The sequence below is a fragment of the Microbacterium sp. B19 genome (genome assembly GCF_000333395.1).
In the GTDB taxonomy this organism is placed as follows: Bacteria; Actinomycetota; Actinomycetes; order Actinomycetales; family Microbacteriaceae; genus Microbacterium.
On sequence record NZ_BADA01000199.1, the window covers coordinates 1 to 24,255 of the forward strand.

At 71.4% G+C, this 24,255-nt stretch carries 22 protein-coding genes and 2 pseudogenes; 13 read left to right on the forward strand and 11 right to left on the reverse strand.

The window, feature by feature from the left end; all coding sequences use genetic code 11:
- A pseudogene (locus I5G_RS24535) lies at positions 1-351 on the forward strand (phospho-sugar mutase); the annotation flags it as partial.
- A 48-nt stretch (positions 352-399) separates the two neighbouring features.
- Here I5G_RS24535 and I5G_RS24540 read toward each other — a convergent pair.
- The 5 genes and pseudogenes from I5G_RS24540 to I5G_RS07350 form a co-directional block, all read right to left on the reverse strand.
- A pseudogene (locus I5G_RS24540) lies at positions 400-726 on the reverse strand (MFS transporter); the annotation flags it as partial.
- Positions 723-1,247 (reverse strand): transcriptional regulator, encoded by a 525-nt coding sequence (locus I5G_RS07335; protein WP_022878472.1) that lies wholly within the window; start codon positions 1,245-1,247, stop codon positions 723-725. The gene I5G_RS07335 and the pseudogene I5G_RS24540, both read right to left, overlap by 4 nt.
- 179 nt (positions 1,248-1,426) lie before the next feature.
- Positions 1,427-2,308 carry a formyltetrahydrofolate deformylase gene (gene purU, locus I5G_RS07340; RefSeq protein WP_022878473.1) on the reverse strand — a complete coding sequence of 294 codons (882 nt, stop codon included), beginning with the start codon at positions 2,306-2,308 and terminating at the stop codon, positions 1,427-1,429.
- A gap of 230 nt (positions 2,309-2,538) precedes the next feature.
- Entirely contained in the window at positions 2,539-3,741 is a 1,203-nt protein-coding gene (locus I5G_RS07345; RefSeq protein WP_022878474.1) for a cobalamin-independent methionine synthase II family protein, read from the reverse strand.
- A gap of 327 nt (positions 3,742-4,068) precedes the next feature.
- Entirely contained in the window at positions 4,069-5,187 is a 1,119-nt protein-coding gene (locus tag I5G_RS07350; protein WP_022878475.1) for a zinc-binding alcohol dehydrogenase family protein, read from the reverse strand.
- Positions 5,188-5,271: 84 nt separating this feature from the next.
- Here I5G_RS07350 and I5G_RS07355 point away from each other — a divergent pair, with 84 nt between their 5' ends.
- From I5G_RS07355 to I5G_RS07370, 3 genes are all read left to right on the forward strand, one after another.
- Entirely contained in the window at positions 5,272-5,838 is a 567-nt protein-coding gene (locus tag I5G_RS07355; protein WP_026095736.1) for a TetR/AcrR family transcriptional regulator, read from the forward strand.
- 106 nt (positions 5,839-5,944) lie between these two features.
- Complete coding sequence (locus I5G_RS07360) at positions 5,945-7,249, forward strand: nitrate/nitrite transporter (protein ID WP_022878477.1); 1,305 nt, start codon at positions 5,945-5,947, stop codon at positions 7,247-7,249.
- A 472-nt stretch (positions 7,250-7,721) separates the two neighbouring features.
- The gene (locus tag I5G_RS07370) at positions 7,722-8,414 is read left to right on the forward strand and encodes a GNAT family N-acetyltransferase (protein WP_022878479.1); all 693 of its coding nucleotides are present in this window, start codon (positions 7,722-7,724) and stop codon (positions 8,412-8,414) included.
- Between the two features lies 1 nt (position 8,415).
- On the opposite strand, the gene I5G_RS07375 is transcribed toward I5G_RS07370, so the two are convergent.
- Together I5G_RS07375 and I5G_RS21240 are read right to left on the reverse strand one after the other, a co-directional pair.
- Entirely contained in the window at positions 8,416-8,625 is a 210-nt protein-coding gene (locus tag I5G_RS07375; protein ID WP_022878480.1) for a hypothetical protein, read from the reverse strand.
- A 4-nt stretch (positions 8,626-8,629) separates the two neighbouring features.
- A complete protein-coding gene (locus I5G_RS21240; protein WP_022878481.1) occupies positions 8,630-9,439 on the reverse strand; it encodes an SDR family oxidoreductase in 810 nt (269 codons plus the stop codon).
- Positions 9,440-9,835: 396 nt separating this feature from the next.
- Between I5G_RS21240 and menC the strand changes: the two genes are divergently transcribed.
- A complete protein-coding gene (gene menC, locus I5G_RS07385) occupies positions 9,836-10,969 on the forward strand; it encodes an o-succinylbenzoate synthase (RefSeq protein WP_022878482.1) in 1,134 nt (377 codons plus the stop codon).
- 77 nt (positions 10,970-11,046) lie between these two features.
- Positions 11,047-12,435 (forward strand): glycine--tRNA ligase, encoded by a 1,389-nt coding sequence (locus I5G_RS07390; RefSeq protein ID WP_022878483.1) that lies wholly within the window; start codon positions 11,047-11,049, stop codon positions 12,433-12,435.
- A gap of 158 nt (positions 12,436-12,593) precedes the next feature.
- On the opposite strand, the gene I5G_RS07400 is transcribed toward I5G_RS07390, so the two are convergent.
- A complete protein-coding gene (locus tag I5G_RS07400; protein ID WP_148286434.1) occupies positions 12,594-12,944 on the reverse strand; it encodes a hypothetical protein in 351 nt (116 codons plus the stop codon).
- On the reverse strand, positions 12,944-13,987 hold the full coding sequence (locus tag I5G_RS07405; protein ID WP_148286435.1) for a DUF6177 family protein: 1,044 nt from the start codon (positions 13,985-13,987) through the stop codon (positions 12,944-12,946). Before I5G_RS07405 ends, I5G_RS07400 begins: the two co-directional genes overlap by 1 nt.
- A gap of 71 nt (positions 13,988-14,058) precedes the next feature.
- Here I5G_RS07405 and I5G_RS07410 point away from each other — a divergent pair, with 71 nt between their 5' ends.
- The 7 genes from I5G_RS07410 (at position 14,059) to I5G_RS07440 (ending at position 20,004) form a co-directional block, all read left to right on the forward strand.
- Positions 14,059-14,418 (forward strand): DUF6507 family protein, encoded by a 360-nt coding sequence (locus tag I5G_RS07410; protein WP_275574420.1) that lies wholly within the window; start codon positions 14,059-14,061, stop codon positions 14,416-14,418.
- Positions 14,418-16,583: a WXG100 family type VII secretion target gene (locus I5G_RS07415; protein WP_022878487.1), complete on the forward strand. Its 2,166-nt coding sequence runs from the start codon at positions 14,418-14,420 to the stop codon at positions 16,581-16,583. Before I5G_RS07410 ends, I5G_RS07415 begins: the two co-directional genes overlap by 1 nt.
- Positions 16,561-16,929, forward strand: a complete 369-nt coding sequence (locus tag I5G_RS07420; protein ID WP_022878488.1) for a hypothetical protein — start codon at positions 16,561-16,563, stop codon at positions 16,927-16,929. Before I5G_RS07415 ends, I5G_RS07420 begins: the two co-directional genes overlap by 23 nt.
- Positions 16,930-17,001: 72 nt before the next feature.
- Positions 17,002-17,361, forward strand: coding sequence for a hypothetical protein (locus I5G_RS25780; RefSeq protein WP_022878489.1), 360 nt, complete (start codon positions 17,002-17,004; stop codon positions 17,359-17,361).
- Between the two features lie 52 nt (positions 17,362-17,413).
- Positions 17,414-17,938: an Imm61 family immunity protein gene (locus I5G_RS07430; protein ID WP_187288815.1), complete on the forward strand. Its 525-nt coding sequence runs from the start codon at positions 17,414-17,416 to the stop codon at positions 17,936-17,938.
- A gap of 255 nt (positions 17,939-18,193) precedes the next feature.
- The gene (locus tag I5G_RS07435; protein ID WP_022878491.1) at positions 18,194-19,204 is read left to right on the forward strand and encodes a daunorubicin resistance protein DrrA family ABC transporter ATP-binding protein; all 1,011 of its coding nucleotides are present in this window, start codon (positions 18,194-18,196) and stop codon (positions 19,202-19,204) included.
- The gene (locus I5G_RS07440) at positions 19,201-20,004 is read left to right on the forward strand and encodes an ABC transporter permease (protein WP_022878492.1); all 804 of its coding nucleotides are present in this window, start codon (positions 19,201-19,203) and stop codon (positions 20,002-20,004) included. Before I5G_RS07435 ends, I5G_RS07440 begins: the two co-directional genes overlap by 4 nt.
- Here the strand turns inward: I5G_RS07440 and I5G_RS07445 are convergent.
- Together I5G_RS07445 and I5G_RS21245 are read right to left on the reverse strand one after the other, a co-directional pair.
- Positions 20,001-22,832 carry an ATPase gene (locus I5G_RS07445; RefSeq protein WP_026095740.1) on the reverse strand — a complete coding sequence of 944 codons (2,832 nt, stop codon included), beginning with the start codon at positions 22,830-22,832 and terminating at the stop codon, positions 20,001-20,003. The two genes, I5G_RS07440 and I5G_RS07445, sit on opposite strands and share 4 nt — an antisense overlap.
- Before the next feature lie 346 nt (positions 22,833-23,178).
- Positions 23,179-24,186, reverse strand: coding sequence for a LacI family DNA-binding transcriptional regulator (locus tag I5G_RS21245; protein WP_022878494.1), 1,008 nt, complete (start codon positions 24,184-24,186; stop codon positions 23,179-23,181).
- Between the last annotated feature and the right edge of the window lie 69 nt (positions 24,187-24,255).

Consider the following 24,255-nt stretch of genomic DNA (forward strand, 5'->3'; position numbering starts at 1 on the left):
GCCTTCGGGACGGCCGGGCTCCGCGGCACGCTCGGCGCCGGATCGAACCGCATGAACCGGGTGCTCGTCGCGCAGGCCGCGGCGGGCTTCGCCGCGTACCTGCGCGAGAAGCAGCCCGAAGGGACGCCGACGGTCGTCGTCGGCTACGACGGACGCCGCAACTCCGACGTCTTCGCGCGCGACTCGGTCGAGATCTTCGCAGGGGCCGGGCTGCGGGCCATCCTGCTGCCGCGGATGCTGCCGACGCCCGTACTCGCCTTCGCGGTGCGGTACCTCGGGGCCGACGCGGGCGTCATGGTCACCGCGAGCCACAACCCGCCGGACGATAACGGCTACAAGGTCTACCTCGGCCGCGGATGCCGGGAGGCTCACCGCCGCTACGGCGCCGTTGAGGATGCTGAGCACCACGAGCGCCGGAATGGTCGCCGACCCCGTGACGACCAGCGCGGCGACGGCGCCCTGCGTCCCCGCGGCGGCGAGAGAGGTACCGACGAGCAGCAGGTTGCGCGGCAGCCGGTCGGCGAGGACACCGCCGAAGAGGAGGACCGCGACGTTGGTGATCGATCGGGCCGCGACGACGAGTCCGAGGTCGGCGGCCGACCCGGTGAGATCGAGCACCGCGAAGGCGAGGGCGATCGGCGCGACGGCGTTGCCGACGATGCTCGTCGTCCGAGCCGCCAGCAGCCAGCGGAAGGCGGCGTGGGCGAGCGGTCCGCCGCGGGTCACGGGCGCTCCAGTCGGAACAGCGCGGCGGTCATCGAGACGGGATGCGTTCCCGGCGTACGCGGCGGACGCGCGGCGGCGTGCAGCAGGGCTGACGCCTCGGCGACGTGGTGCACGACCCGGCGCCAGACCTCCGGATCGACCCACAGCTCGGCGTCGGTCGTCACCCCGGGGCCTTCCGCGCGCCGGCGTGCGCGCCGCCGCAGCTCGTCGATGATCGCCTCGACGTAGGGCCCTTCCTCCTCCGCGGGCAGGCGGGGTGCGGGAGGGGCGCCGGGGTCCACGCGCCGGGACGAGGACTCGTGGCGGTAGCGCTTGGCATCCCCGCCGCGAAGGCGGACGGTCTCGACGACGCGGATCAGCGCGACGCGCTCGAGCACGCGGAGGTGGTAGCTGGCCGAGGCCTGCGAGATCCCGAGCTCGCGCCCGACCTCGGCCGCGCTCATCGCGGCACCGGTGAGGAGCGAGAGCATCCGGAGCCGGAGCGGATGCGCGGTGGCGCGCAACTCGTCGATGCGGGTCATGGGTCGATGCTGACCCGTGCGACCGCGACCGTCAAATGTGTCTTTGGGGGTTGCGGCCCCTGGGCCGCGAGACTGCACCTGCCTGACGAATCCACTGCGGGGTGCAACCGAGATGTCAGCTGGATGCAGTCTCGGCGTCAGCGGGCGGGCCCGCGCTGCGGCCGGCCGGCCGCCGCGCCTCAGAAGACGATCGTGTGGTTGCCGTGGCGGATGATGCGGTCCTCGGCGTGCCACAGCACGGCACGCGACAGCACCTGGCGCTCGACGTCCGCACCGCGGCGGGCGAGCTCGGCGGCCGAGTCGGCGTGGGTCACGCGGACCGTGTCCTGCTCGATGATCGGGCCCTCGTCCAGGTCGCCGGTGACGTAGTGCGAGGTCGCGCCGATGAGCTTCACGCCGCGTTCCTTCGCCTTCTTGTACGGCTCGGCGCCGATGAAGGCCGGGAGGAACGAGTGGTGGATGTTGATCACCGGCACCCCGATCTTCTCGAGGAAATCGGGGGAGAGGATCTGCATGTACCGCGCGAGCACGACGAAGTCGACGTTGCCCACCAGCAGTTCGAGAATGCGGGCCTCGGATGCCGACTTGTCGGGGCCGGGCGTCGACGGAACGTGGAAGAACGGCACGTTGAACGAGCGGACGTCCTCGGCGGACGTGGTGTGGTTCGACACGACCATGGGGATGCTGACCGGGAGATCTCCGCGGCGGTGACGCCACAGCAGGTCGAGGAGGCAGTGGTCCTGCTTCGAGGCCAGGATCGCCATGCGCTTGGGCGTGGAGAGGTCGGTGAGCTTCCACTCCAGCTCGAAACCGCGGCCGAGCGTCTCGGCGAGGTCGTCCTGGATCGCGGGCAGCGCCGCGGCGAGGTCGGGGCGGTGGAACACGACGCGCTGGAAGTACGCTCCACCGCGCGGGTCGTCCGAGTACTGGTCGAAGGCGACGATGTTGCCGCCCTGGCGGGCGATGAGCGCCGAGACCGCGGCGATGATGCCGGGCGTGTCGCTGCCGTGGACGATGAGGCACGCGTGATCGGGCTGCAGGTGGGGGCTCGCGGAGACCATCGGACCATTCTGCCGTGCCCGGATGACCTCGGCGGACACCGCCGGCTCGCGTCGGGCCCGGCCCCCTGCGCTGTCGGCCCCTGCGCTGTCGGCCCCGGCCCGCCGTGGCGGCCGCGATCGGCCCCGGTGCTGCGGCCCCTGCCCCGGCCCCGGGGGGCCGCCCTGCCCCGGCCCCGGGGGGCCGCCCTGCCCCCGGCCCGGCCCCGGCCGCCCTGCCCCCGCCCCGCGCGTCAGACGCGAGCCGCCGCCCGTCGCGCCCCTTCGCCGAGCGCCTCGAGCTTCGCCCACGCGATCTGCGGGTGCACGCGGCCGCCGAGGCCGCAGTCCGTGGAGGCGATGACGCGGTCGGCTCCGACGATCCGGGCGAAGCGCTCGATGCGCTGCGCCACGAGATCGGGGTGCTCGACGACGTTGGTGGCGTGTCCGACCACGCCCGGAGCGAGGATCAGGTCGTCGGGGATATCGGCATCCGCCCACACCGTCCACTCGTGCTCGTGCCGGGCGTTCGCGGCCTCGAAGGAGATCTGTCCCACGTTCGCCTCGAGCACCACGGGCAGGATGTCGCGCAGTTCGATGTCGGTCACGTGCGGGCCGTGCCACGAGCCCCAGCACAGGTGCAGGCGCACGCGGTCGCGTGGGATCCCGGCGAGCGCGTGGTTGAGCGCCTCGACGCGGGTGCGGGTGAACGCGACGTAGTCGGCGACCGACGGCGCCGGGTTGATCTGGTCCCAGCTCTCGGCGAGCGACGGGTCGTCGAGCTGCAGGATGAGGCCCGCGTCGACGATCGCGCGGTACTCCTCGCGCAGCGCGTCGGCCCACGCGAACAGGTGCTCCTCGTCGGTGGCGTAGTACTCGTTGCGGACGCGCGCGGCGCTCCCCGGCGCGATCGCGGTGAGGAATCCCTGCTCGCCCTTGTCGAGTGCGGCGGTCAGGTGCGCGATGTCGGCGGCCACGGCCGCGGATCCGCGGTAGGCGATCGGACCGGTCGTGGTGGGGAAGGCCGTGGCGACCTTGCCGGTCGCGATGCCGCTGTCGCGGCTCGTGTACGCCTCGGCGAAGAGCTCGCGGTCGCGGCGGTCGGCGAACGACGTCAGCCGCACGCGGCCGGGTTCGGAGCGGACCGGCTGCTCGGTCATCGCGTTGACCTCGGTGAGCGAGAGGCCGCTCACCCGCTGGAACGAGTACGACCACCAGGCGCCGTAGTCGACGGCGTTCGACATGGCCTTGCCGAACTCGCCGTCGCCGGGGAGCGTGATGCCCGCTTCGCGTTGGCGTCGCACGACGTCGGCGACGGCGTCGTCCACGAGGGCGTCGAACGTGGCGTCACCCGGCGCGAACGTGAAACCGTCGTCGGCGAACGCGCGCGCGGCGTTCGCGGCGATGAGGGCATCCGTGCGGGGAAGGCTCCCGGCGGTGGTGGTCTGAATGGTCATGCGGTCCTCCGGTCGATCGGTGCGAACCTACTCCCGGTCACCGACACCCGACGATCCGCATTGCGCCGTGTGGCGTCGGGTGCGTCCACGCTGACCTGCACGACTCCGGCACATCCGGCCCGCACCGAACCCGGATGCCACAGCCCGGCCAGTTCTGCGGGAGTTGTGCAGGGCAACCGAGACACAACGAAGGAAAACTGCCGCCGCGACGCCGAGCCCACGGCATCCGCGCGCCCCTCGCCGCTGAATCTCCTTCGTTGTGTCCGCTCCGCGACCGGCCCACCGACGAGGCGGCGGGTGTCCGCGCCCCGCCGAAGCGCCCGGCCGCTACACGCGGACGACCAGCTTGGATGCCGAGACCCCGGCGCGCTGCCGGTCGAGAGCTGCCTGCACGTCCCGGAGGCCTTCCCCGACGACGAGCGGCTCCGGCATGGGCCGCAGGATCCCATCGGCGAGCGCCCGGGGCAGGACTCCGCCCCACAGTGCCGGGCCCACCTCGTCGTCGCGCAGGCTGCTGCCCCACACGAATCCGGCGCGGATGCCGGCGCGCCGGGCGCGCAGGGTCGACCGGACTGTGGCGAGGCCGATGCGAGTGAAGACGGGGAGCATCGCGGGGAACAGGCGCTTCCGCCCGACGAGCTCGGCGAGGGACACGGGCGTGCTGGCCATGGCCAGGCGCGTGCCGCCGGTGCGGCGGAGGACCTCGATGCACGTGTCGGTCGACCCGGCGCCGAGCGCGACCGCACCGGCCACCGGGCGTCCGGCGATCGCCGCGACGAGCTCGTCGACGGCGGTCGCCGAGCCGTAGTCGACGACGGCCTCGGCACCGAGCGAACGCACCGTCGCGGCGTTGCGCGGCGATGCCGTGGAGACGGCGGCGTAGCCCGCCGCCCGGGCGAGCTGGACGGCGTTCATGCCGACGCTCGTCGATCCACCCCACACCACCACGACACCGCCCGGCTCGCTCGGCGTCTCGCCGGTCGGCATCCGGAGTGCGAGGTGCGCGGGCTGGAAGAGCGCGCAGGCCGCCGTGGAGACGCCGAGGGGGAAGACGGCGGCCTCCTCGTCGGACAGGGCGTCTGGGATCGGCGCGGCGAGCCGTTCGAGCAGGACCGTGTATTCCTGGAAGGCGCCCTCGCGGAGCGGATCGCGGCCGTTGTCGGTTCCGGTGGCGAGGCCGAACACACGCTGGCCGACGCGGAAGCGGGTCACGGCGGAGCCGACCGCGACGACCTCGCCCGCGACGTCGGATCCGAGGACCGCGGGGGTCTGCAGCCATCGGTACGTGACGCGGCTCGTTCCCTGGATCACCCAGTCCACGGGGTTGATCGCGACCGCGCGCACCCGCACGAGGATCTCGTCGGCGGCCGGTTCGGGAACGGTCGCGCGGACCACGGTGAGGGGCGCGCGCGGAGCGGGCAGGACGGCGGCGGACTGGACGGACATGGATGCCTCCCGCTTGTGATGACACTGAGTGTCTTCACACTAACCCATCGATGACACTGCGAGTCATCACTTATGCTCGTGCGCATGGCGAGATGGGCACCGGACGCGCGGGAGCGACTGCGTGCTGCGGCGCTCGAGCTCTTCGCCGAGCGCGGGTTCGACGCCACCACCGTGCCCGACATCGTCGAGCGGGCGGGGCTCACGCGCCGCACCTTCTTCCGGCATTTCAGCGACAAGCGCGAGGTGTTCTTCGGCGATGACGAGATCCCCGCGCTCGCCGCGTCGGCCGTCGCCGCCGCCCCCGCGGAGGCCGCGCCGTTCGCGATCGCGTGGGCCGGATTCCACCGTCTCGCCGCCGATCGCTTCGAGCCGCGACGCGCGCAGATGCAGGCGGCGCGGCGCTTCATCGAGTCCGAACCGGCGCTGCGCGAGCGCGACCTGCAGAAGCAGGCCGACCTGCGCGACGCTCTCCGCGACGGATACCTCGCCCGCGGCGTCGACGCCTTCACGGCGCGCGTGACCGCGGGCGTCGCGGTCGAGTTGCTGCAGATCGCGCTCGAGCGGTGGCTGGCCGACGAGACGGGCGCCGCGCTGACCGATCACCTGGCCGCGGTCCGCGCCGGGATGTCGGACGCGCTCGCCGACGGGTGACCCGGGCCGCTGCGCGCCGCGAAGGCCCGCCGTGTCGGTGCCCACGGCTAGCCTTGTGGATGCCGCTCTCCGTGGCATCCATCCCCTTCCTCCCCCAGGACTCACCGTGATCAGCAGCCTCGAACGCCCCGGCTGGCGGACGTGGACGCTGTGGGCGGTCGGGGTCCTGGCGTACGTCGTCTCGATCGTCAACCGCACGTCGCTCTCGGCGGTCGGAGTGGATGCCGCGACCCGCTTCCACGCGGATGCCTCGGCGCTGTCGATGTTCGCCGTGATCCAGCTGTTCGTCTACGGCGCGATGCAGATCCCCGTCGGGCTGCTTCTCGACCGCTACGGGGCGCGGCCGATGATCGCGATCGGCATGGTGCTGATGGCGGCGGGGCAGCTCGTCATGGCGTTCGCGGATGCGGTGGGGATCGGCATCCTGGCCCGCGTCCTCATCGGGGCGGGCGACGCGATGATCTTCCCGAGCGTCCTGCGTGTGATCGCGACGTGGTTCCCCGCGCAACGCGCGCCCGTGCTCGTGCAGTTGACGGGGATCATCGGCCAGCTCGGCCAGATCGTCGCGGTCGTGCCGCTCGCCGCGCTGCTGCACGCCACGAGCTGGAGCGTCGCCTTCGGCAGCGTCGCGGGGCTCGGCGTGCTGTTCGCGGTGCTGACGTACGCGATCATCCGCAACCGACCGCCCGAACGACGCGACGACCCCGTCGACCTGTCGGTCGACACGCAGACCGGCACGATCCGTGTCGTGACCTCGGCGGCCGATCTGCGGCAGGGGTTCCGCGAGTCGTGGGCGCACCCCGGTACGCGCCTCGGGTTCTGGTCGCACTTCACCACGCCGTTCGCGGGCACCGCGTTCATGCTGCTGTGGGGCTTCCCGTTCCTGACCGCCGGCGAGGGGCTCGCCCCGGCGACCGCGTCGGGGATCATGACGCTGTTCGTGCTGTTCGGCATCCTGAGCGGTCCGCTGATCGGCGCCCTGTCGAGTCGGCATCCGCGTCGGCGCTCCCGGTGGCTCGTGCTGCCGACAGTCGTGTTCCAGGCGATCGTCTGGATCATCGTCGCCGCGTGGCCCGGGCCCGCGCCGCTGTGGCTGCTGATCGTCCTCATGCTCGCGCTGTCGACCGGCGGCCCCGCGTCGATGATCGCCTTCGACCACGCGCGCACGTTCACGCCCAGCCACCGCCTCAGCACCGCGACCGGCATCGTGAACGGCGGCGGCTTCCTCGCCGCGCTCCTGGCGATCCTGTTCATCGGTATCGCGATGGACGTCCAGGGTGCCGGCACCCCGGCGACCTACTCCCTGGATGCCTTCCGCTGGGCGTTCCTCACGCAGGTACCGCTGTGGCTCATCGGAGGCATCGCGATCGTCGTCGAGCGCGCCCGCACGATCCGTCACATCGGCGGTTGATGCGCTGAGGCCGGCGGCCGGGCGGCCGCGCGGCGGTGACGCGCCGGGCGCCCGGCCGGCCGCGTGCCGCTTACGCGCCGCTGGGCGGGTGCCTGCCGCGTGGCATCCGTTGTGTGTCCCACTTTGTGCTGTTTGCGGCGCCCTGAGCTGCACGAAGTGGGACATCCGCCGGCAGAGGTGGGGCGTGCTGCGGCGGGCGGGGTGCGGCGTCCGTTGTGTGTCCCACTTTGTGCTGTTTGCGGCGCCCTGAGCTGCGCGAAGTGGGACATGCTCCGGCAGAGGTGGGACATGCCCCGGCAGAGGTGGGACATGCTGCGGCGGGCGGGGTGCGGCGTCCGTTGTGTGTCCCACTTTGTGCTGTTTGCGGCGCCCTGAGCTGCGCGAAGTGGGACATGCCCCGGCAGAGGTGGGGCGTGCCCCGGCAGAAGTGGGACGAGGGGCGCGGTGTGCGAGCGGATGCCAGACTCGAAACATGAGCACGACCGGCATCGACATCCGCCCGCTCGACACGCTGGAGGCGATCGAGGCGGGGTCTCGACTGTTCGACGACGTCTGGGTGGGGGATCGCGCGACGATGCCGTCGAACATCCTGCGGGCGCTCGAGCACTCGGGCAACTACGTCGTCGGCCTGTACGACGGCGACCGGATGATCGGAGCGTCCGCGGCGTTCTTCGGTCCCCCGGAGGAGCGGACGATGCACTCGCACATCACCGGCATCCTGCCCGGCTACCAGGGGCGCGGGCTCGGCCGCCAGCTCAAGGCGCACCAGCGCGAGTGGGCGCTCGAGCGGGGGATCGGCCGCATCACGTGGACGTTCGACCCGCTGATCCGGCGCAACGCGCACTTCAACCTCGCCGTCCTCGGCGCCGCTGCCACGGAATACCTGGTGAATCAATACGGCGAGATGCCCGACGACGTCAACCGCGGCGACGAGTCGGACCGGCTCATGGTGTCGTGGGCGGTGGCGGAGCCGCCCGCCCCGACGCCCGCCGACGACGTCGTACGCGCGGTCGTCGAGATCCCCGACGACATCGAGAGTCTCCGCCGGAGCGATCCGGCGGCCGCCGCCGAGTGGCGGCAGCGCGTGCGGGAGCAGCTGCGGGGGCATCTGGCATCCGGTCTCCACATCGGCGGCGTCGACGCGCGCGGATACCTGCTCGTCTGAGTCAGTCGCCCGAGACGGGCACGTCCTTCTCCGCCGCGGGGTCGCCCTGCCCGGGTCCCGGTCGCACGGCCGCGTCGTCGCGCACGTCGATGCGCGTCACGCCGTCGTGCTCCGTGACGTCGATGCGGGGCGCCGCGTCGGCCTCCGTGGCTTTCGGGGCGCTCGTCAGTTGGTCGTGACGATTCTCCTCGAAGCTCTTCTCGTCGCTCATCGCGTCACTCCTTCCCGGCCGAACGCCACGCGTCCGACTCCATGTGCGAGCCGGCCTGCGGGCCCATCTGCAGCATCCCGCCATCCACGACCCAGCTCGCGCCCGTGACGTAGGAGCCCGACGGCGACGCGAGGAACCGGATCACGTCGGCGATCTCGTTCGGCTTGCCGGGGCGACCGAGGGGGATGCCCGGACGGTGGATGCGGTCGGCATCCTCGGGGTCCATGTCGTTGATGGGCGTGGCGATCTCGCCCGGCGCGACGGCGTTCGCGGTGATGCCGTACTGCCCCAACTCCAGCGCCATCGTCTTGATGAGTCCGCCGAGCCCGTGCTTCGCCGCGACGTACGGGGCGGAGCCGACACGCGGCTGGTGCTCGTGCACGCTCGACACGGCGATGAGCCGGCCGCCGTTCCCGGCCGCGACCATGCGCTTCGCGGCCGTGTGCAGCGCGAGGAACGCGCCGTCGAGGTTCAGCGCGACGTCGGTGCGCCACGTGTCGAGGTCGAGGTCGAGGAACGGTCCGCCGATGCCGCCGCCGGCGTTGTTGACGAAGACGTCGAGGCCGTCCAGCTCGTCGGCCATGGCGTTCACCGCGCCGGGGACGGATCCGAAATCGGTGGCGTCGAACTGCGCGACGACGGCGCGGCCGCCGCGGGCGCGCACGCCCTCCGCGGTCTCCTCGGCGCCGTCCTTGTCGGAGTGGTAGGTGATGGCGACGTCCATGCCGGCCTCGGCGAGCGCGAGCGCGGTGGCCGCGCCGATGCCCGAGTCCGAACCGGTGACGATCGCGTGGCGGGGAGTCAAGTCGCTCATGCCCGCGACGCTACGCGGCGGGTTCGGCCCCGACACCGGCCTTGCCAGGCCGCGTGCGAGGGGTTATCGCAGGCGCAACTCCTGCAGAACCGGCGGTGGCGTGGCACCCGGGTCCCGCGGGCGGCGGATGTGCCGGAGTTCTGCGGCCGGCCGCGGACACAACGAAGGAGATTCGGTGGGGAGAGGGCCCGTGGATGCCGAGACGGCGGTGCCGCGGTGGGGGTTTTCCTTCGTTGTGTCGCGGCGGTCGCAGGCAAAACTCCTGCAGAACCGGCGGTGGCGTGGCATCCGGGTCCCGCGGGGGCGGATGTGCCGGAGTTGTGCGGCCGGCCGGGCGCCCACCCGGCACGCCGTCCGGGCAACCCCGACCCGCCCGCCGCCGGATACCCTGCCCTCATGCCGCCCCGCACCCCCGCCTCCCCCGTGACCCTGGATGCCGTCGAGCTGCGGGTCCTGCACATGCCGCTGGTCTCGCCGTTCACGACGTCGTTCGGTACCGAGACGGTGCGCGAGGTCATCGTCGTCCGCGCCGAGACGTCGGACGGCGCGGGCTGGGGTGAAGTCGTCACGCAGGCGGAGCCGTTCTACTCCAGCGAGTACACGCAGGGCGCGTGGGACGTCCTGACCCGCTTCCTCGCGCCGGCCCTGCTCGAGCGCCGAACCGTCGCGCCGGAGGAGGTCGCCGGCATCCTGGCCCCGGTCGTCGGGCACCGCATGGCCAAGGCCGGACTCGAGCTCGCCGTGGTCGACGCGGCGCTCCGCGCCGAGGGCCGGAGCTTCGCCGCCTACCTCGGCGCCGAGAATGACCGCGTGCCCTCGGGCGTCTCGGTCGGGATCCAGCGCGACCCCGCCGCGCTCGTCGACACCGTCGGCGGCTACCTCGACGAGGGGTACGTCCGCATCAAGATCAAGATCAAGCCCGGACGCGACATCGACGACACCGCCGCCGTGCGGGCGGCGTTCGGCGGCATTCCTCTTCAAGTGGATGCCAACTCCGCCTACACCCTCGCGGATGCCGACACGCTCCAGGGGCTCGACGCCTTCGACCTGCTCCTCATCGAGCAGCCGCTGCAGGAGGACGACCTCGTCGACCACGCGACCCTCGCCCGGCGCCTGACCACACCGGTGTGCCTGGACGAGTCCATCGTGTCGGACAAGGCCGCGGCCGACGCGCTGCAGCTCGGCGCCGCGGCGATCATCAACATCAAGGCGGGCCGCGTCGGCGGGTACCTCGAGGCGCTGGCGATCCACGACCGCTGCCGCGCCGCCGGGGTCCCGGTGTGGTGCGGCGGCATGCTCGAGACGGGGATCGGGCGGGCCGCCAACGCGGCGCTCGCGGCTCTCCCCGGGTTCCTGCTGCCCGGCGACATCTCGGCATCCGCCCGCTTCTACGACCGCGACATCGTGACGGCGCCCGCCGTCCTGGAGGACGGACACGTCCGCGTCCCGATGGGCCCGGGGCTCGGCGTCGAGATCGACGAGGCCGCGCTCGACGCGTTCACGGTGCACCGGGAGCGCATCACGCGATGAGTTCGAGCGTCGCTCGATAAACTGGATGCCGCGCACTCGCGCTCGCACCCACAGCTTTCCCGACCATTGGAGCCACCGTGGCCGAACAGTCCCGCCTCGACAAGGTCATCTCGCTCGCCCGCCACCGCGGGTTCGTGTTCCAGGCCGGTGAGATCTACGGCGGTTCGCGTTCGGCGTGGGACTACGGTCCCCTCGGCACCGAGCTGAAGGAGAACATCCGGCGGCAGTGGTGGCAGACGTTCGTGCGCGGCCGCGGCGACATGGTGGGCCTGGACTCGAGCATCATCCTCCCCAAGCGCGTGTGGGAGGCGTCGGGTCACGTCGCGACGTTCACCGACCCGCTGGTCGAGTGCCTGCACTGCCACAAGCGCTTCCGCGCCGACAACCTCATCGAGGACTTCGAGGCCCGCAAGGGCCGCAAGGCCGAGAACGGCCTCGCCGACATCCCGTGCCCCAACTGCGGCACCAAGGGCCAGTACACCGAGCCGAAGGCGTTCTCCGGCCTCGTGAAGACGTACCTCGGCGTCGTCGACGACGAGTCGGGCCTGTACTTCCTGCGCCCCGAGACCGCGCAGGGCATCTTCGTGAACTTCTCCAACGTGCTGACGGCATCCCGTCGCAAGCCCCCGTTCGGCGTCGGCCAGGTCGGCAAGGCGTTCCGCAACGAGATCACCCCCGGCAACTTCATCTTCCGCACGCGCGAGTTCGAGCAGATGGAGATCGAGTACTTCACGCCCCCGGCCGAGGCGCAGGAGTGGTTCGAGCACTGGGTCGAGGCGTGCTGGAACTGGTTCGTCGACCTGGGCATCGACCCCGAGAACATGAAGCGGTTCGACGTGCCCGAGGAGGACCGCGCGCACTACTCGGCCGGCACGATCGACGTCGAGTACCGCTTCGGCTTCCCGGGCAAGGAGTGGGGCGAGCTCATGGGCGTCGCCAACCGCACCGATTACGACCTGAAGAGCCACTCGGATGCCTCGGGCTCGAGCCTCACCTACTTCGACCAGGCCTCGGGTGAGAAGTACACCCCGTACGTGATCGAGCCGTCGTTCGGCCTGACGCGCGCGATGATGGCGTTCCTCGTCGACGCGTACCGCGAGGAAGAGGTGCCCAACGCGAAGGGCGGCTCCGACACCCGCACGGTGCTGAAGCTCGACCCGCGCCTCGCGCCCGTGAAGGCCGCCGTTCTCCCGCTGTCGCGCAACGAGCGTCTGTCGCCGCTCGCCCGAGAGGTCGCGGACACGCTGCGCTCTGCCGGCTGGAACGTCGACTTCGACGACGCCGGCGCGATCGGCCGCCGCTACCGCCGCCAGGACGAGATCGGCACGCCCTACTGCGTCACGATCGACTTCGATTCGCTCGACGACAACGCCGTAACCGTCCGCGACCGCGACACGATGGGCCAGGAGCGCATCCCCCTCGACGGCCTGCACGCCTACCTCGCCGAGCGCCTGCGCGGCGCCTGAGCAGCTCACGTCGATCGGAGCGAACCAGGCGACGGTGCTGGTCCTCGTCCTCCTGCTCCCGCTTCCCCTCCTGGCGTTCCTCGTCGTCGTGCTCATCCACCGCTGGTCTTCGCCGCACTGAGCACGGATCCTTGCGGCCGTGGCCGGACTCGGAAGCGTCAGCCGCGTCCGTCGGGCGCGAGGTCGTGGGCAACGCCACCCGAGATCGCGGCCAGGGCGGCGATCACGCGTGCGGCGCGCTGCTCGCTCTCCCACGGTGCGACGACATCGATCCACCACCGCTCCGCATCGGCCGGGTCGTCCGCGCCGAGGAGGCGTCGGACCTCGGCTGGTCGGGCGGGGACCGGGTGCACGATCGTCAGCACGATGGCATCCCCGTCGACGAGGACGATCTGCATTCCACCCGCGTCCATGCGGTAGGTGAGCGCCGGTTCGGTGGCGGCCACGGCGTGGGCCACCTCGCGGAGGCCGATCATCCGCGGGGTGAGGAGGACGTACTCGTGAGGCATCAGCGGCTCCGCCACGCGGGGATATCGAGGCGGAACCCCGTCAGTTCCGCCACGCGCTCGACCCCGAGGGTCTCGGTGATCTCGACGATCCGGTTCCACGCGACCTCTGCCGGCTCTTCCGACCGCCGCAAAGGGATCACGAGCGCGGGCGTGCGCGGGCGACCGGCGATGCGGGCGCCGAATCGCCGGCCCCAGACCACCGGGTCGAGTGCGAGGTCGCGCACAGCGGGAGCCCCGATCAACAGCGCGAGAGGTCTCGCCGTGGGGGCGACGAACGCCGAGGTCGTGAGGTCGGTACGACCAGGGCGCGTGAAGAGCGCCGCCATGAGGGGCCACGGCGCGACGGCGAGTTCGTCGAGAGCCTCGACCGTGGCGTCGGCGCGCGCATCGGTGGCCGGGTCGTCCAGGCTGCCGAGCGAGACGAGCGCCTCCGTCACCTCCTCGACGCCGCGCGCCGTGCGGCGGGCGGTGAGGGTCGCGGCCACGGGGCGTGCGGCATCCCCGGTCGCGATGAGGCGGGTGTCGCTCGGCATCCGGGATCTCGCGAAAGCTGTCAGGGCATCGCGGTCCCAGGCGTACTCGGCCGGTTCGTTCGGGCCCCACGCGACCGGAGCGGCCTCTGCCGGGTGGGTCAGGATTTCGAGCGCAGCGCCCAGGCGGGTCGAGGCATCCGCCCGATGACGGACCGAGACCGATGCGACCAATTGCAGCGTGGTGGGCTGCTCGAGGTGGAGGGCGTCGGGGTGCGGGGCGGCGGGGGTTCCGTCGAAGGCGGCCGCGAGGTCGTCGAGGGGACGCCACGTGAGTCCGTCCCGCAGCCCGCCGCTGGTGCGCACGACCCAGGGCACGCGGGTGGCCGCGAGGGCCGCGCGCATCGGTTCGGTCAGGCGCGTGCCGTCACCGGTGAGGAAGACCAGTGGATGCCGCGCCATCCCCGCCTGCCGAATCAGATCGCTGCGGGTCGCCGTCAAGGGGAGCAGCGGTGCTCGGCTCTCCGATACCGCGATCCCCCCGACGATCTCGTCGATGAGGGCATGGCTCAAGATGCACTGTGCATCCCTCGACAGATCGACCACGTTTTCTATCATGGTCGAGGGCGAGTCGGAGGTGGACGATGACAGGATGGCGCGTGTCCCCGGAAGGGGTGCAGCAGGTACTCACGGGAGTCGACGCAGCAGCGACATCGATCGCGACGGCTCTCACGGGCCTCTCGGACCAGCTATCGACGGCTGTCGCCGGCACTCGGTCAGCCGAGGTCGCTGAGGCGATGCAGGCGTTCGTCGAAGCTCAGACGGCCGATCTGACTCTCATCGAGCAGCGCATCCCGAGTGCTCGGCAGGCCGTCATCGACGCCACCAACGCGGTCACGGCGGGAGACCTCGAGATGGCGACGACGACGGAGGCGCTCGCCGCGTCGGCCTGGACTCCGGATGCCGAGGCCTCCGTGCGACACGGCGGATCGGTGCCCTACTGATGTCGCATGGTCTGATCGACCCCTCGAAGCTGCCGGGCCTCGACGTCGACCTCGCCGGCGTGACGCAGGCGGCCACGGACATTTCTTCCCGTGCCGGCTCGATCCGTCAGGCGGGGACCGATGCGGCCTCCTCCTGGTCGGCCCTCCCCTCGGCGTACGAGTCGACCGGTGCCGAATCGGTCTACGCCGCGATGAATCCCGTGCGGGACGCCTCCGATCGCGTCGGCGGTGACCTGGCCTCGGTCGCCAGCGCCCTCAGCACCTGGGCGACGACCGTTCAACCGATCCTCTCGCGCGTGGCCGACCTGCGCACGGATGCCGAGGCGTTCGTCGTCGAAGCGAACACCTTCCAGCCGCGCGTCACCACGACGGGCAACCTCGCCGTGACGTTCCTGCCGGTCCAGGTGGACAACTGGTGGGAAGACCCCGAGATGGTCCAGCGGAACGCGGACCTCGTCGACCAGGGGTACCTCCTCGGCGAGCAGCTGCGCGTTGCGAACGAAGACCTCGCGAACGCGATCCGCCGCGCAGCGGGACTGTCCACCACCACGGTCGCCGGCGCCGCGACGACAGCCCCCGACAACCTGCAGACCGACTGGGGCAGTGCGTCGCCGCGCGAGGAGTCGTGCGCCGAGAAGACGATCGGCTTCCCGATGCACCTCACCGGTGGAGTGCTCACCGGTGCGTGGGACATGGTCGGCGGCCTCGGGATGCTGATCTACGGTTACGACTTCAAGAGCTGGCCGCCTCCCCCGCTGGGCGTGGTCGGCGATATGCAGGCTGGCAACTTCGTGGGCGCGGCGAATCATGGCAGTGCCTGGCTCTCCGGTTGGGTGCAGTCGTGGATCGGACTCGGTCATCTCGTGTCTGGCGTCTCGATGGGCTTCCTGGCGCCGGTGAAGTCGGAGATCGTGGCTCCCGGGCAGATCGCGGACCTGAAGTCGAAGGGTATCGACACCGGTTTCCTCGAGTGGGAGCAGCAGTGGACGCGTGACTCGTACCGGTCGTACATCGACCTTCTCGGGAGCTTCGTGGGGTACCACGCGCCGGAGGAGTGGTGGAACGCTTCGCCCGAGCAATGGGGCGAAGGGTGGTCGGACTGGGAAAAGGACCCGGGTGGCAACGCGGGCACGTCGCTGTTCAATTGGGCGACTCTGGTCGTCCCCGTGAAGGGCGGCGGCGCGATTCTCGATGCGCTCAAGGGTGGTCGTGCAGCGGAAGGCGTCGTCGACGATGCCGGCCGCGCAGGCTCGGCCGAGCGCTCGTCCGGTGCAGTGGAGTCGAACAGCTCGCATGTGAATCCCAGCGGACTGGTCGACGATGCGGCGCGGCTCGGCCGCGCCCGGGACGACCTGGCGAACTCGCTCGAACGTAGTCCCCTCGACGACGGCGGGACACTCATTGACGACATCCGGGGCGGCGACCACGTCGTGCGTCCCGATGCGGATCTGACTCCGGTGCACCCGGGTGGTCCCGACGCGCCGCCGCTTCACGTCGGAGACCCGGACGTCCCCGGCGTCCACCACGGCGTTGGGGGAGACCCGCCAGCCGTCCACCACGGCGACGGATCCGGCTCGTCGCCGGAGCGTCCCGGCGACGCGGGGCAAGGCCGAGCGGGATCGGGCACCGACGGATCGGGAGCCCCCGTAGATCCCAGCGGGCCGCCAGTCGCTGGCACGGTGGAGAACATCGGCGGCCACGACATCTGGCTGCCGGACGGCTTCACATACGAAGGTGGGGACATCGTGAGGCACCAGAACGGCCTTCCCGGGTCCCGAATCCCGGCCGAAGACTACGTCGGCCTCCGTGAGCGCTCGGTCCACAACGGAGGTTCTGACACACTCGTCCTCGGGCGGTTCTTGAAGGACGATCCCGCCTCGTACATCGACGTCGCCAAGCGGGAGGGCGCAACGTTCTTCGACATGGGTCCGGAGTGGGGCCAGGCTGAAGCGAAGTACGGACTGAGCCCGCGCGATGACATGTTCGATTTCTTCAACCGCCCCGTGCTCGACGAGGCGATCCGGTCGGGGAAGACCATCCGGTTCTCGCACGACCCGTTCGCGAAAATCTCCGAGGGCAAGTTCCTCGAGATGGAAGCGCGTTACCTGGAAGCCCACGGGTTCACGATCATGGAGGATGCAAATGGCTGGATCGCTGTCCGATAAAGTCGCCGTTGATCTGGCGAAGGAATTCGTCTCCGCCTTCCGCGGCTTCTTCGGTGATCGGGTCGCCCGCTTCTCCGTCAAAGACATCGTGGAGGGAGACGGGCACACCGAGTTCTCGGTACTGTTCGACCTCTACGCGTTCTTCCCCCTCAGATTCAACTTCGACCGGGGGGCCTTCGGGTTCTCGATCGACTACGGCGAGCGCGGAGTTTCCGTCGCACCAGTGAAGGGGTGGCCGGAGTTCACTGACCTTGCCCTCATCGCTGCGGAACTGGATCGGGAAATCCGGCTGCGGATCCCCGAGAAGTTCCTCGAGGACCGCGGGTGGGCTGAGCCGCTCGTATAACGCAAGCCAGAGGCTGCCCGCGAGCACGTCTTGTGCGCGAGCCGATCCTGCCGGACGGAAATGGAGGCTGGTATGCGAGTTTCTGAGCAGATGGCGCAACTGGCAAGAAGATTCAGCAACGCGCTCCAGGAGGTTTTCGGACCTGAACAGGCCGCTCTGATCTTTCGCGAGGTGCGTGAGGGCGATCGCCCGGCGCTTCAGGCATCGTTCGTGCTCTACGAGTATTGGCAGATCGACTTCGGGTATGAGGACGGCATCTTCGGCTTCGAGATCCCTTTCCGCTCATCGTCGGCAGCGGTTCTTCTCGGACCCACGAGGGATTGGACGCTTGAGGACCTCGATGGCCTCCTTCGGGAGGTCGACCGCCGCACCAGACTTCGTATTCCCGATAAGTACCTGGCGGCGCGCGAGGCTGATGGGCTGCGGGCTTGATCCGCTTCGCGGGCGTCAGCCCCATCCGTACACGCATCGGGGTTACGGCGGGATGACGGACGTGACCTTGGACGACGAACTGATCTCCTTCGCCGCGCGCGCGGGATTTGCGCCGAACAGGGAGGGCGCGGACTCGCTGACGCTGGCGAACAACGGAGGTGAAATCCGTTACACGGTCTCCCCGCACCAGGGCGGGTACCTCCTTTCCTCTGCCGAACGGGCGGAAGAGCCCGAGGGTCTGATGTGGGCTGCCGAACTCCGTCATCTGGAGGTCATGCTCGCGCGCTTGCTTGCGGTCGCACTGCGATCCCGCGAGGGAAGGGGGCCGGTGCGTCTGCCATTCGGATGGGAGGAGGCCGCAGACGGATTCGAGGTCATCGATTTCGGGGACGGGTGGACAGGCTTGGAGCACGGCGGAGACGAGCTCGCGCTGAAGGTTGCCGATCGCAACCCTCTCCACCCCGTGATCCAACTCTCCTATCTCCTCGTCGGTGACTTCGACGACGTACTCGTCTCGTTGTCGTCCGCTGACGGTGCCCCCCTCCTCAGCCCCTACATCCGGCCGCCCCGCCGGTGATGCTTCCCGTGCGCCTCGTCGATCGGGGCATCCTGCGTTGCGTGGGTCGTTTCGCCTGACCCCGTAACCCCGCGAGACTGCATCCGCCTGACATCTCCATTGCAGGCTGCCGCGGTTTCGTCAGCGGCGTGCAGTCTCGGCGAATCGCCCGGCACCCGCCCGCACCCGCGCACCCACCCGGCCGTGACAGCGCCGTGACAGCGCCCTCGCGGCCGTGACAGCGGCGCGACAGGGCGCCCGGCGCATCCTGTCGTCATGACCACCTCATCCACCCGCGTTCCCGCGGTGCGAGCCGAAGGGCTCGTCAAGACGTTCGGCTCGAACAGGGCCGTCGACGGCGTCGATCTCGTCGTCGAAGCCGGGACCGTCTACGGCGTTCTCGGCCCCAACGGTGCCGGCAAGACCACCACCATCAGCATGCTCACGACGCTGCTGCGTCCCGACGGCGGGCGGGCCGAGATCTTCGGCCACGACGTCGTGAAGGACGCGCACATCGTGCGGCAGCTCATCGGCCTCACCGGGCAGTTCGCCTCCGTCGACGAGAAGCTCTCGGCCACCGAGAACCTCATCATCTTCGCGCGCCTGCTCGGCCTGTCGCGGACCGATGCCCGCCGCAAGTCCACCGAGCTCCTCGAGGAGTTCGGCCTCACCGAGGCGGCATCCAGGCCCCTGGCGAAGTTCTCCGGCGGCATGCGCCGTCGCCTCGACCTCGCGGCATCCCTCATCGCCCAGCCGCCGCTCATCTTCCTCGACGAGCCGACCACGGGCCTCGACCCCCGCACCCGCGGGCAGATGTGGGACACGATCCGGCGGCTGGTCTCGACCGGCTCCACGGTCGTCCTCACGACGCAGTACCTCGACGAGGCCGACCAGCTCGCCGACCGCATCGCCGTGATCGACCGCGGGCGCGTCGTCGCCGAGGGCACGGCGCTCGAGCTCAAGGCATCCGTCGGTCAGGCGTCGCTGGTGCTGCGCCTGCAGCCGGGCTCCGACCTCGAGGTCGCGCGCGCCACCATCGCGCGGGTCCTGGATGCCACGGCCATCGTGTCTCCGGAGGCGGCGCGCCTCACGGTGCCGATGTCCGACCCCGATGAGGTCACCGACCTGCTCGTGGCGTTCCGCACGGCCGGCGTGCACCTGAGCGAGTTCAGCGTGCAGCAGCCGACCCTCGACGAGGTGTTCCTCACGCTCACCGGCAGCGGAGTGCCGGCCGACGACGACGCGGCGCGCGAAACCGCCGCCGACCTGGAAGGAGTCCGCTCATGACCGCGATCACGATTCCGCGCGACCTGCCCCACACCGCGGGGCTGGGTCAGACGTTCCGCAACACCCTGACGATGGCGTGGCGCGGGCTGCTGAAGATCCGCCGCACCCCCGAGCAGCTCATCGACGTCACGGTGCAGCCGATCCTGTTCACCCTGATGTTCACGTACATCTTCGGCGGCGCGATCGCCGGCGATGTCGCGAGCTACCTGCCGATCATCATCCCCGGCATCCTCGTCCAGACCGTCATCACGACCTCGGTCGTGACCGGCGTGCAGCTGCGTGAGGACATGGACAAGGGCGTGTTCGACCGGTTCCGATCCTTGCCGATCGCGCGCATCGCCCCGCTGTCCGGCGCGCTGCTGGCCGACACGGTCCGCTACGCGATCGCGACGACGCTGACCTTCACGATGGGGTTCATCATGGGCTTCCGTCCGGAGGGCGGACTCGGTGCGGTGGTCGTCGCGGGTCTGCTCGTGATCGTGTGCTCGTGGGCGATCAGCTGGATCTTCGCGTTCTTCGGTGTGATCGCCCGCACCGCGTCGAGCGTCCAGGGGGTGTCGATCCTGATCCTGTTCCCGCTGACGTTCCTCTCGAACGCCTTCGTGCCCTCCAACACGATGCCGTCGTGGCTGCAGTGGTTCGTCGACATCAACCCGGTGTCCCACCTGGTCACGGCCGTGCGCGACCTGGTCAACAGCGGCACGCTCGGCTCCGACGCCGTCGTGTCGCTCATCGGGGCGGCCGTCATCGTGGCGGTGTTCGCGCCGCTGACGGTCCGCGCCTACATGCGCAAGGCCTAGTCGAGCAGCGCCAGGAGCACGTCGGCATCCACTTCTCCGAGAAGGATGCCGGGCGCGGATGCCGGGATCTCTCCGGTGTCCGCGCCGAGGCGTTCCTCCACCCACCGCCAGAACGGTTCGCGCTCGTCGGCGGCGCCGCGGACGGTCGCGGCGCGGGCGAGCGTCTCGCGCGCGGTGTCCGCTCGCCCGACGGCGGCGTTCCAACCGGCGACGGCGACGAGGACGGATGCCACGACCGGGTGGTCGTGCGATCGGACCGCGAGGGGCACCGCTTCCCGCAAGGCGGCGCGAGCTTCGTCGGGGCGGTCGAGCAGCAGGAGCGCCTCGGCGCGCTGCGCACCCGCCCAGGCCTTGATCTGCTCGGGGAACCCCGGTTCGAGGCGGATCGCCTGCGACTGGCGGAGAGCCGCGGTGCCGTCTCCGGCGGAGATCTCGACCTGGGCCGCGGCCATGCGCGCCTGCGACAGCGCACGGACCGACCCGTCCGCGGCGGCGGTCGTCTCCATCTCGGCCGCGCGCTCGCGGGCCTCGTCCAGCCGACCGAGCCGGAGCAGGATGCCGACGGCCTGGGCCTGCATCTGCAGGAGGTCGGCCACCGAGGTCATCCCCGCCACCACCTCGAAGCCGGTGTCGGTCACCTCCAGAGCCTCGTCGAGCCGCCCGGCGAGAATGAGCCACTCGGACCACAGCTGGCTCGAGATGCCCGCGCCCCACGGGTCGCCGACCTCGGTGAACAGCCGCAGCGCCTTCTCGCTCTCGACTCCGAGGACCTCGACGTCGCCGGCGTTCACCGCCGCGCCGGCGCGGACGACGTGCAGCATCGCGCGCGACCACGGGGGCGCGGCCTCCAGCTCGGCGTCCGAGACGCGGACGCGCCAGGGCCCGGAGAACCCCGCTTCGGTGGCTTCGAGCACCGTTTCGGCGAGGCTCAGCAGCGGACCGGCGAGCACGGTCACCTCCGACGGGTGCCGGCGCGCGGCCTCCACGAGGACGTCCCGGCGCGCGGCGAACGTGGCGCGGTCGAACGTCGACGCCTGCCCCGGTTCGGGGAAAGAGGCCGAGAACAGCGCGAGCGCCTCGATCACGACGTCGGATTCGTCTTCGAGCGGAGAATCGGGGTCGGCGAAGGCCGCGAGCGCCGGCCGCAACTCCTCCATGCGCTCGCGCACGGCCCACGCCCACAGGAGGGCGCGGAGCAACCGGCGTCCGGGCCGGCGGTCCGCCGAGGCCGCGCGGGTACGGAGCGCCGCCGACATGTTCTCCTCGTTGGCGTCGAACCAGGCGAGACCCGCGCGGAGTCCCGGCCCGCGCATCGTCCGCTCATGAGCGGCCGCGAGCACGGTGAGCACGTCGGCGGCGCGCTCGCGGTACTCCGTCTCGGCGCCCTCGGCGCGCAGCCGGTCGAGCCCGTACTCCCGCACCGTCTCGAGGAGGCGGAAGCGACCGTCGCGCCGCACGAGCAGCGATCGGTCGACGAGGGCGTCGAAGACCGTGGCATCCACCCCGAACGCCTCCGCGATGGCGGCGGCGTCGCCGCTCCCGATGCCGTCGGGGAACACCGAAGAGGCGCGCAGCGCCACCCGTTCGGGGTCGGTGAGGGTGTCCCAGCTCCAGTCGATGAGGGCGCGGAGCGTCCGGTGGCGGTCGGGGCTCAGCCGCGGCCCGTTGGCGAGCAGCGCGAACCGGTCGCTGAGTCCGGCGTCGATCTCCGCGAGCGTGAGCGTGCGGGCGCGGGCGGCAGCGAGCTCGATCGCGAGGGGGAGGCCGTCGAGGCGCTGCACGATGCGCGCGGCCGTTTCGCGCTCGTCGGGGGCGGGTGGGATGCCACGCGCCGACCGCACGCGCCGGGCGAACAGTTCGTCGGCGTCGAGGGCGGGCAGCGGGCCGAGGTCGACGAAGGCCTCGCCGATGACGCCGAGCGGTTCGCGGCTCGTGGCCAGGATCCGGAGGCCCGGAGTGCTCAGCAGCAGGGTCTGGGCGACCTCGGCCGCCTCTCGGATCACGTGCTCGCAGTTGTCGAGGACGATCACGACCTCGCGTCCGGCGACGGCCTCGATCACGCGGTAGCGGGGGCTCGTCGGGGCGCTCGCCGCGGTCTCGTTCAGACGGATGCCATGGCCCACCGCCCCCGCGATCGCCGCCCACACCTCTCCCGTCGCGGCGGGGGCCAGCTCGACCACGAGCGCGTCCGCGGTCGCGCGCACGGTCTCGAGGGCGAGCGTGGTCTTGCCCGCCCCGCCGGGCCCGATCACCGTCACGAGCCGGTCGGTCGTGAGGCGGTCGCGGATGGCATCCAATTCGTCGGCGCGCCCGACGAGGCCGGTGATCGCCGCCGGGACGACGGGCGCCTGGGGTGCCGGGCTCGGGGCCGCGGCGGTGAGGCGTTCGGCGTGGCCGCGGTCCTGCCACAGGTCGCGGACGAGCCAGTCGAACCCGTCGTGCGGGATCCACGGGTCGCCGGTCCAGAGGGCGAGCGCGTCGCGGGCGCGACCCGGATCGTTCTCGGCGCGCGCGGCGGCGACGAGGTCCTGGAACCGGGTGATGTCGATGTCGTCGCGGGACAGTTCGAGGCGATACCCGCCGGGAACCGACGCGAGGAGCCCGTCGGGGAGTGTCCGCCGCAGGCGCGATGCGAGCGACTGCAGCGACGCCCGCGGGTCCTCGGGGGCGTCGGTCGGCCAGACGTCGTCGGCGAGCGCGCGGTAGCCGACGGTGGTTCCGGCGTCGACGGCGAGGCGCAGCAGCAGAGCCTGCTGTCCGCGCCCGGGGACCGCTCCCTCGTCCGCGCCCCACGACACGGAGAGGCCGCCGAAGAACCTCACCTGCACGCTGTTCACTCTAGGTCCGCGGGCGGCGGGGCCGTGCGGGCGGCGGCGTGGGCCGCGGTGCGGGCGGCGCTGGCCGTGAGGGTGGGTGCGGGCCGCGAGACTGCATCTGCGTGACATCTCGGTTGCAGCGTGCAGTGGGTTTGTCAGCCGGATGCAGTTTCGGCGTTCCCGCCCCCGCCCGAGCCCCGGCCGCGCCGCAGTCCGACCCGCGGCCCGGCCGCGCGGGTTGCCCGGGCCGCGAGGGTGGCAGTGCGGGCCGGTCGGGCCGCGAGAGTGGCAGTGCGGGCCGCTCGGGCCGCGAGACTGCATCTGCGCGCCATCTCGGTTGCACCCTGCAGTGGGTTTGTCAGCCGCGTGCAGTTTCGGCGTTCGCGCCCCCCGCCACCCCCGTGCTCGCCCGTGCGCGCAGGAGCGGACGGTGCAGGCGGAAGCGGTCCGCGGCATCCCCCGCGAGCACCTCGAGGCAGGCGGCGCCGACCTCCCGCGGCTGCAGGTCGAGCGCCGTGACGGTCGGGGTGAGCAGGGCGTGCAGCGGTTCGTCGACGTACGCGGCGAGCAGCAGGTCCTCGCCGACGGTGCGCCCCACGCGGGAGGCGGCGGCCAGGGCGGGCACCGCCGATCCGCTGGGCGCCACGACCACGGCATCCGCCTCACCCATCACCCCGGACATGGCGACGGCGACCTCGTCGGGCACCGGCACGAACCCGATCCGACGCGAGAGAGGGATGCCACCGCGCTCGGCGGTCCATTCCTCGTACGCGCGCGTGACGTCGTGGCTCCAGGCGGTGCCCTCGGGGGGCAGCAGCATCGCGATGCGCCGCGCGCCCCGCGAGGCGAGGTGGTCGAGGAGCTCGCGCGTCGCGGTGCCGTGGTCGGAGACGACGCTGCCCGCGACCCGATCCTCCGCGCCGAGCAGCTGCTCGGAGCTCACGACGGGCCGCCCGGTGTCGAGGATCGCCCGGATGCCGGCATCCTCCGTCGTGGCATCCACCACGATGTACCCGTCGACGAATGCCGTGGGAGGGGACGCATCGTCCGGATCCCGGTGGGGAAGCAGGATGACGGAGAGGCCGAGGCGGTCGGCGGCATCCACGACTCCGAAGGCGAACTCGGTGTAGTACGGCAGGCGCGTCGTCCCGGCCGGGAGATGCAGGCCGATCGCGCCGTAGCGCGCGGTGCGGAGGCTCCGCGCCGGGACGTTGACCGCGTAACCGAGGTCGCGGGCGACGGCGAGCACCCGCTCGCGGGTCTCGGGCGACACCCCGGGCTTGTCGCGCAGCGCGAACGACGCCGCGGCGATCGAGACGCCGGCAGCGGCGGCCACGTCGTGCAGCGTCGGTTTGCGTGGGGTCACGTGGGGTGACGTTACCCGACGGATCGGGTCTTGCGCCGCCTTCACTTAAACGTTTAATGTGTGACGCAA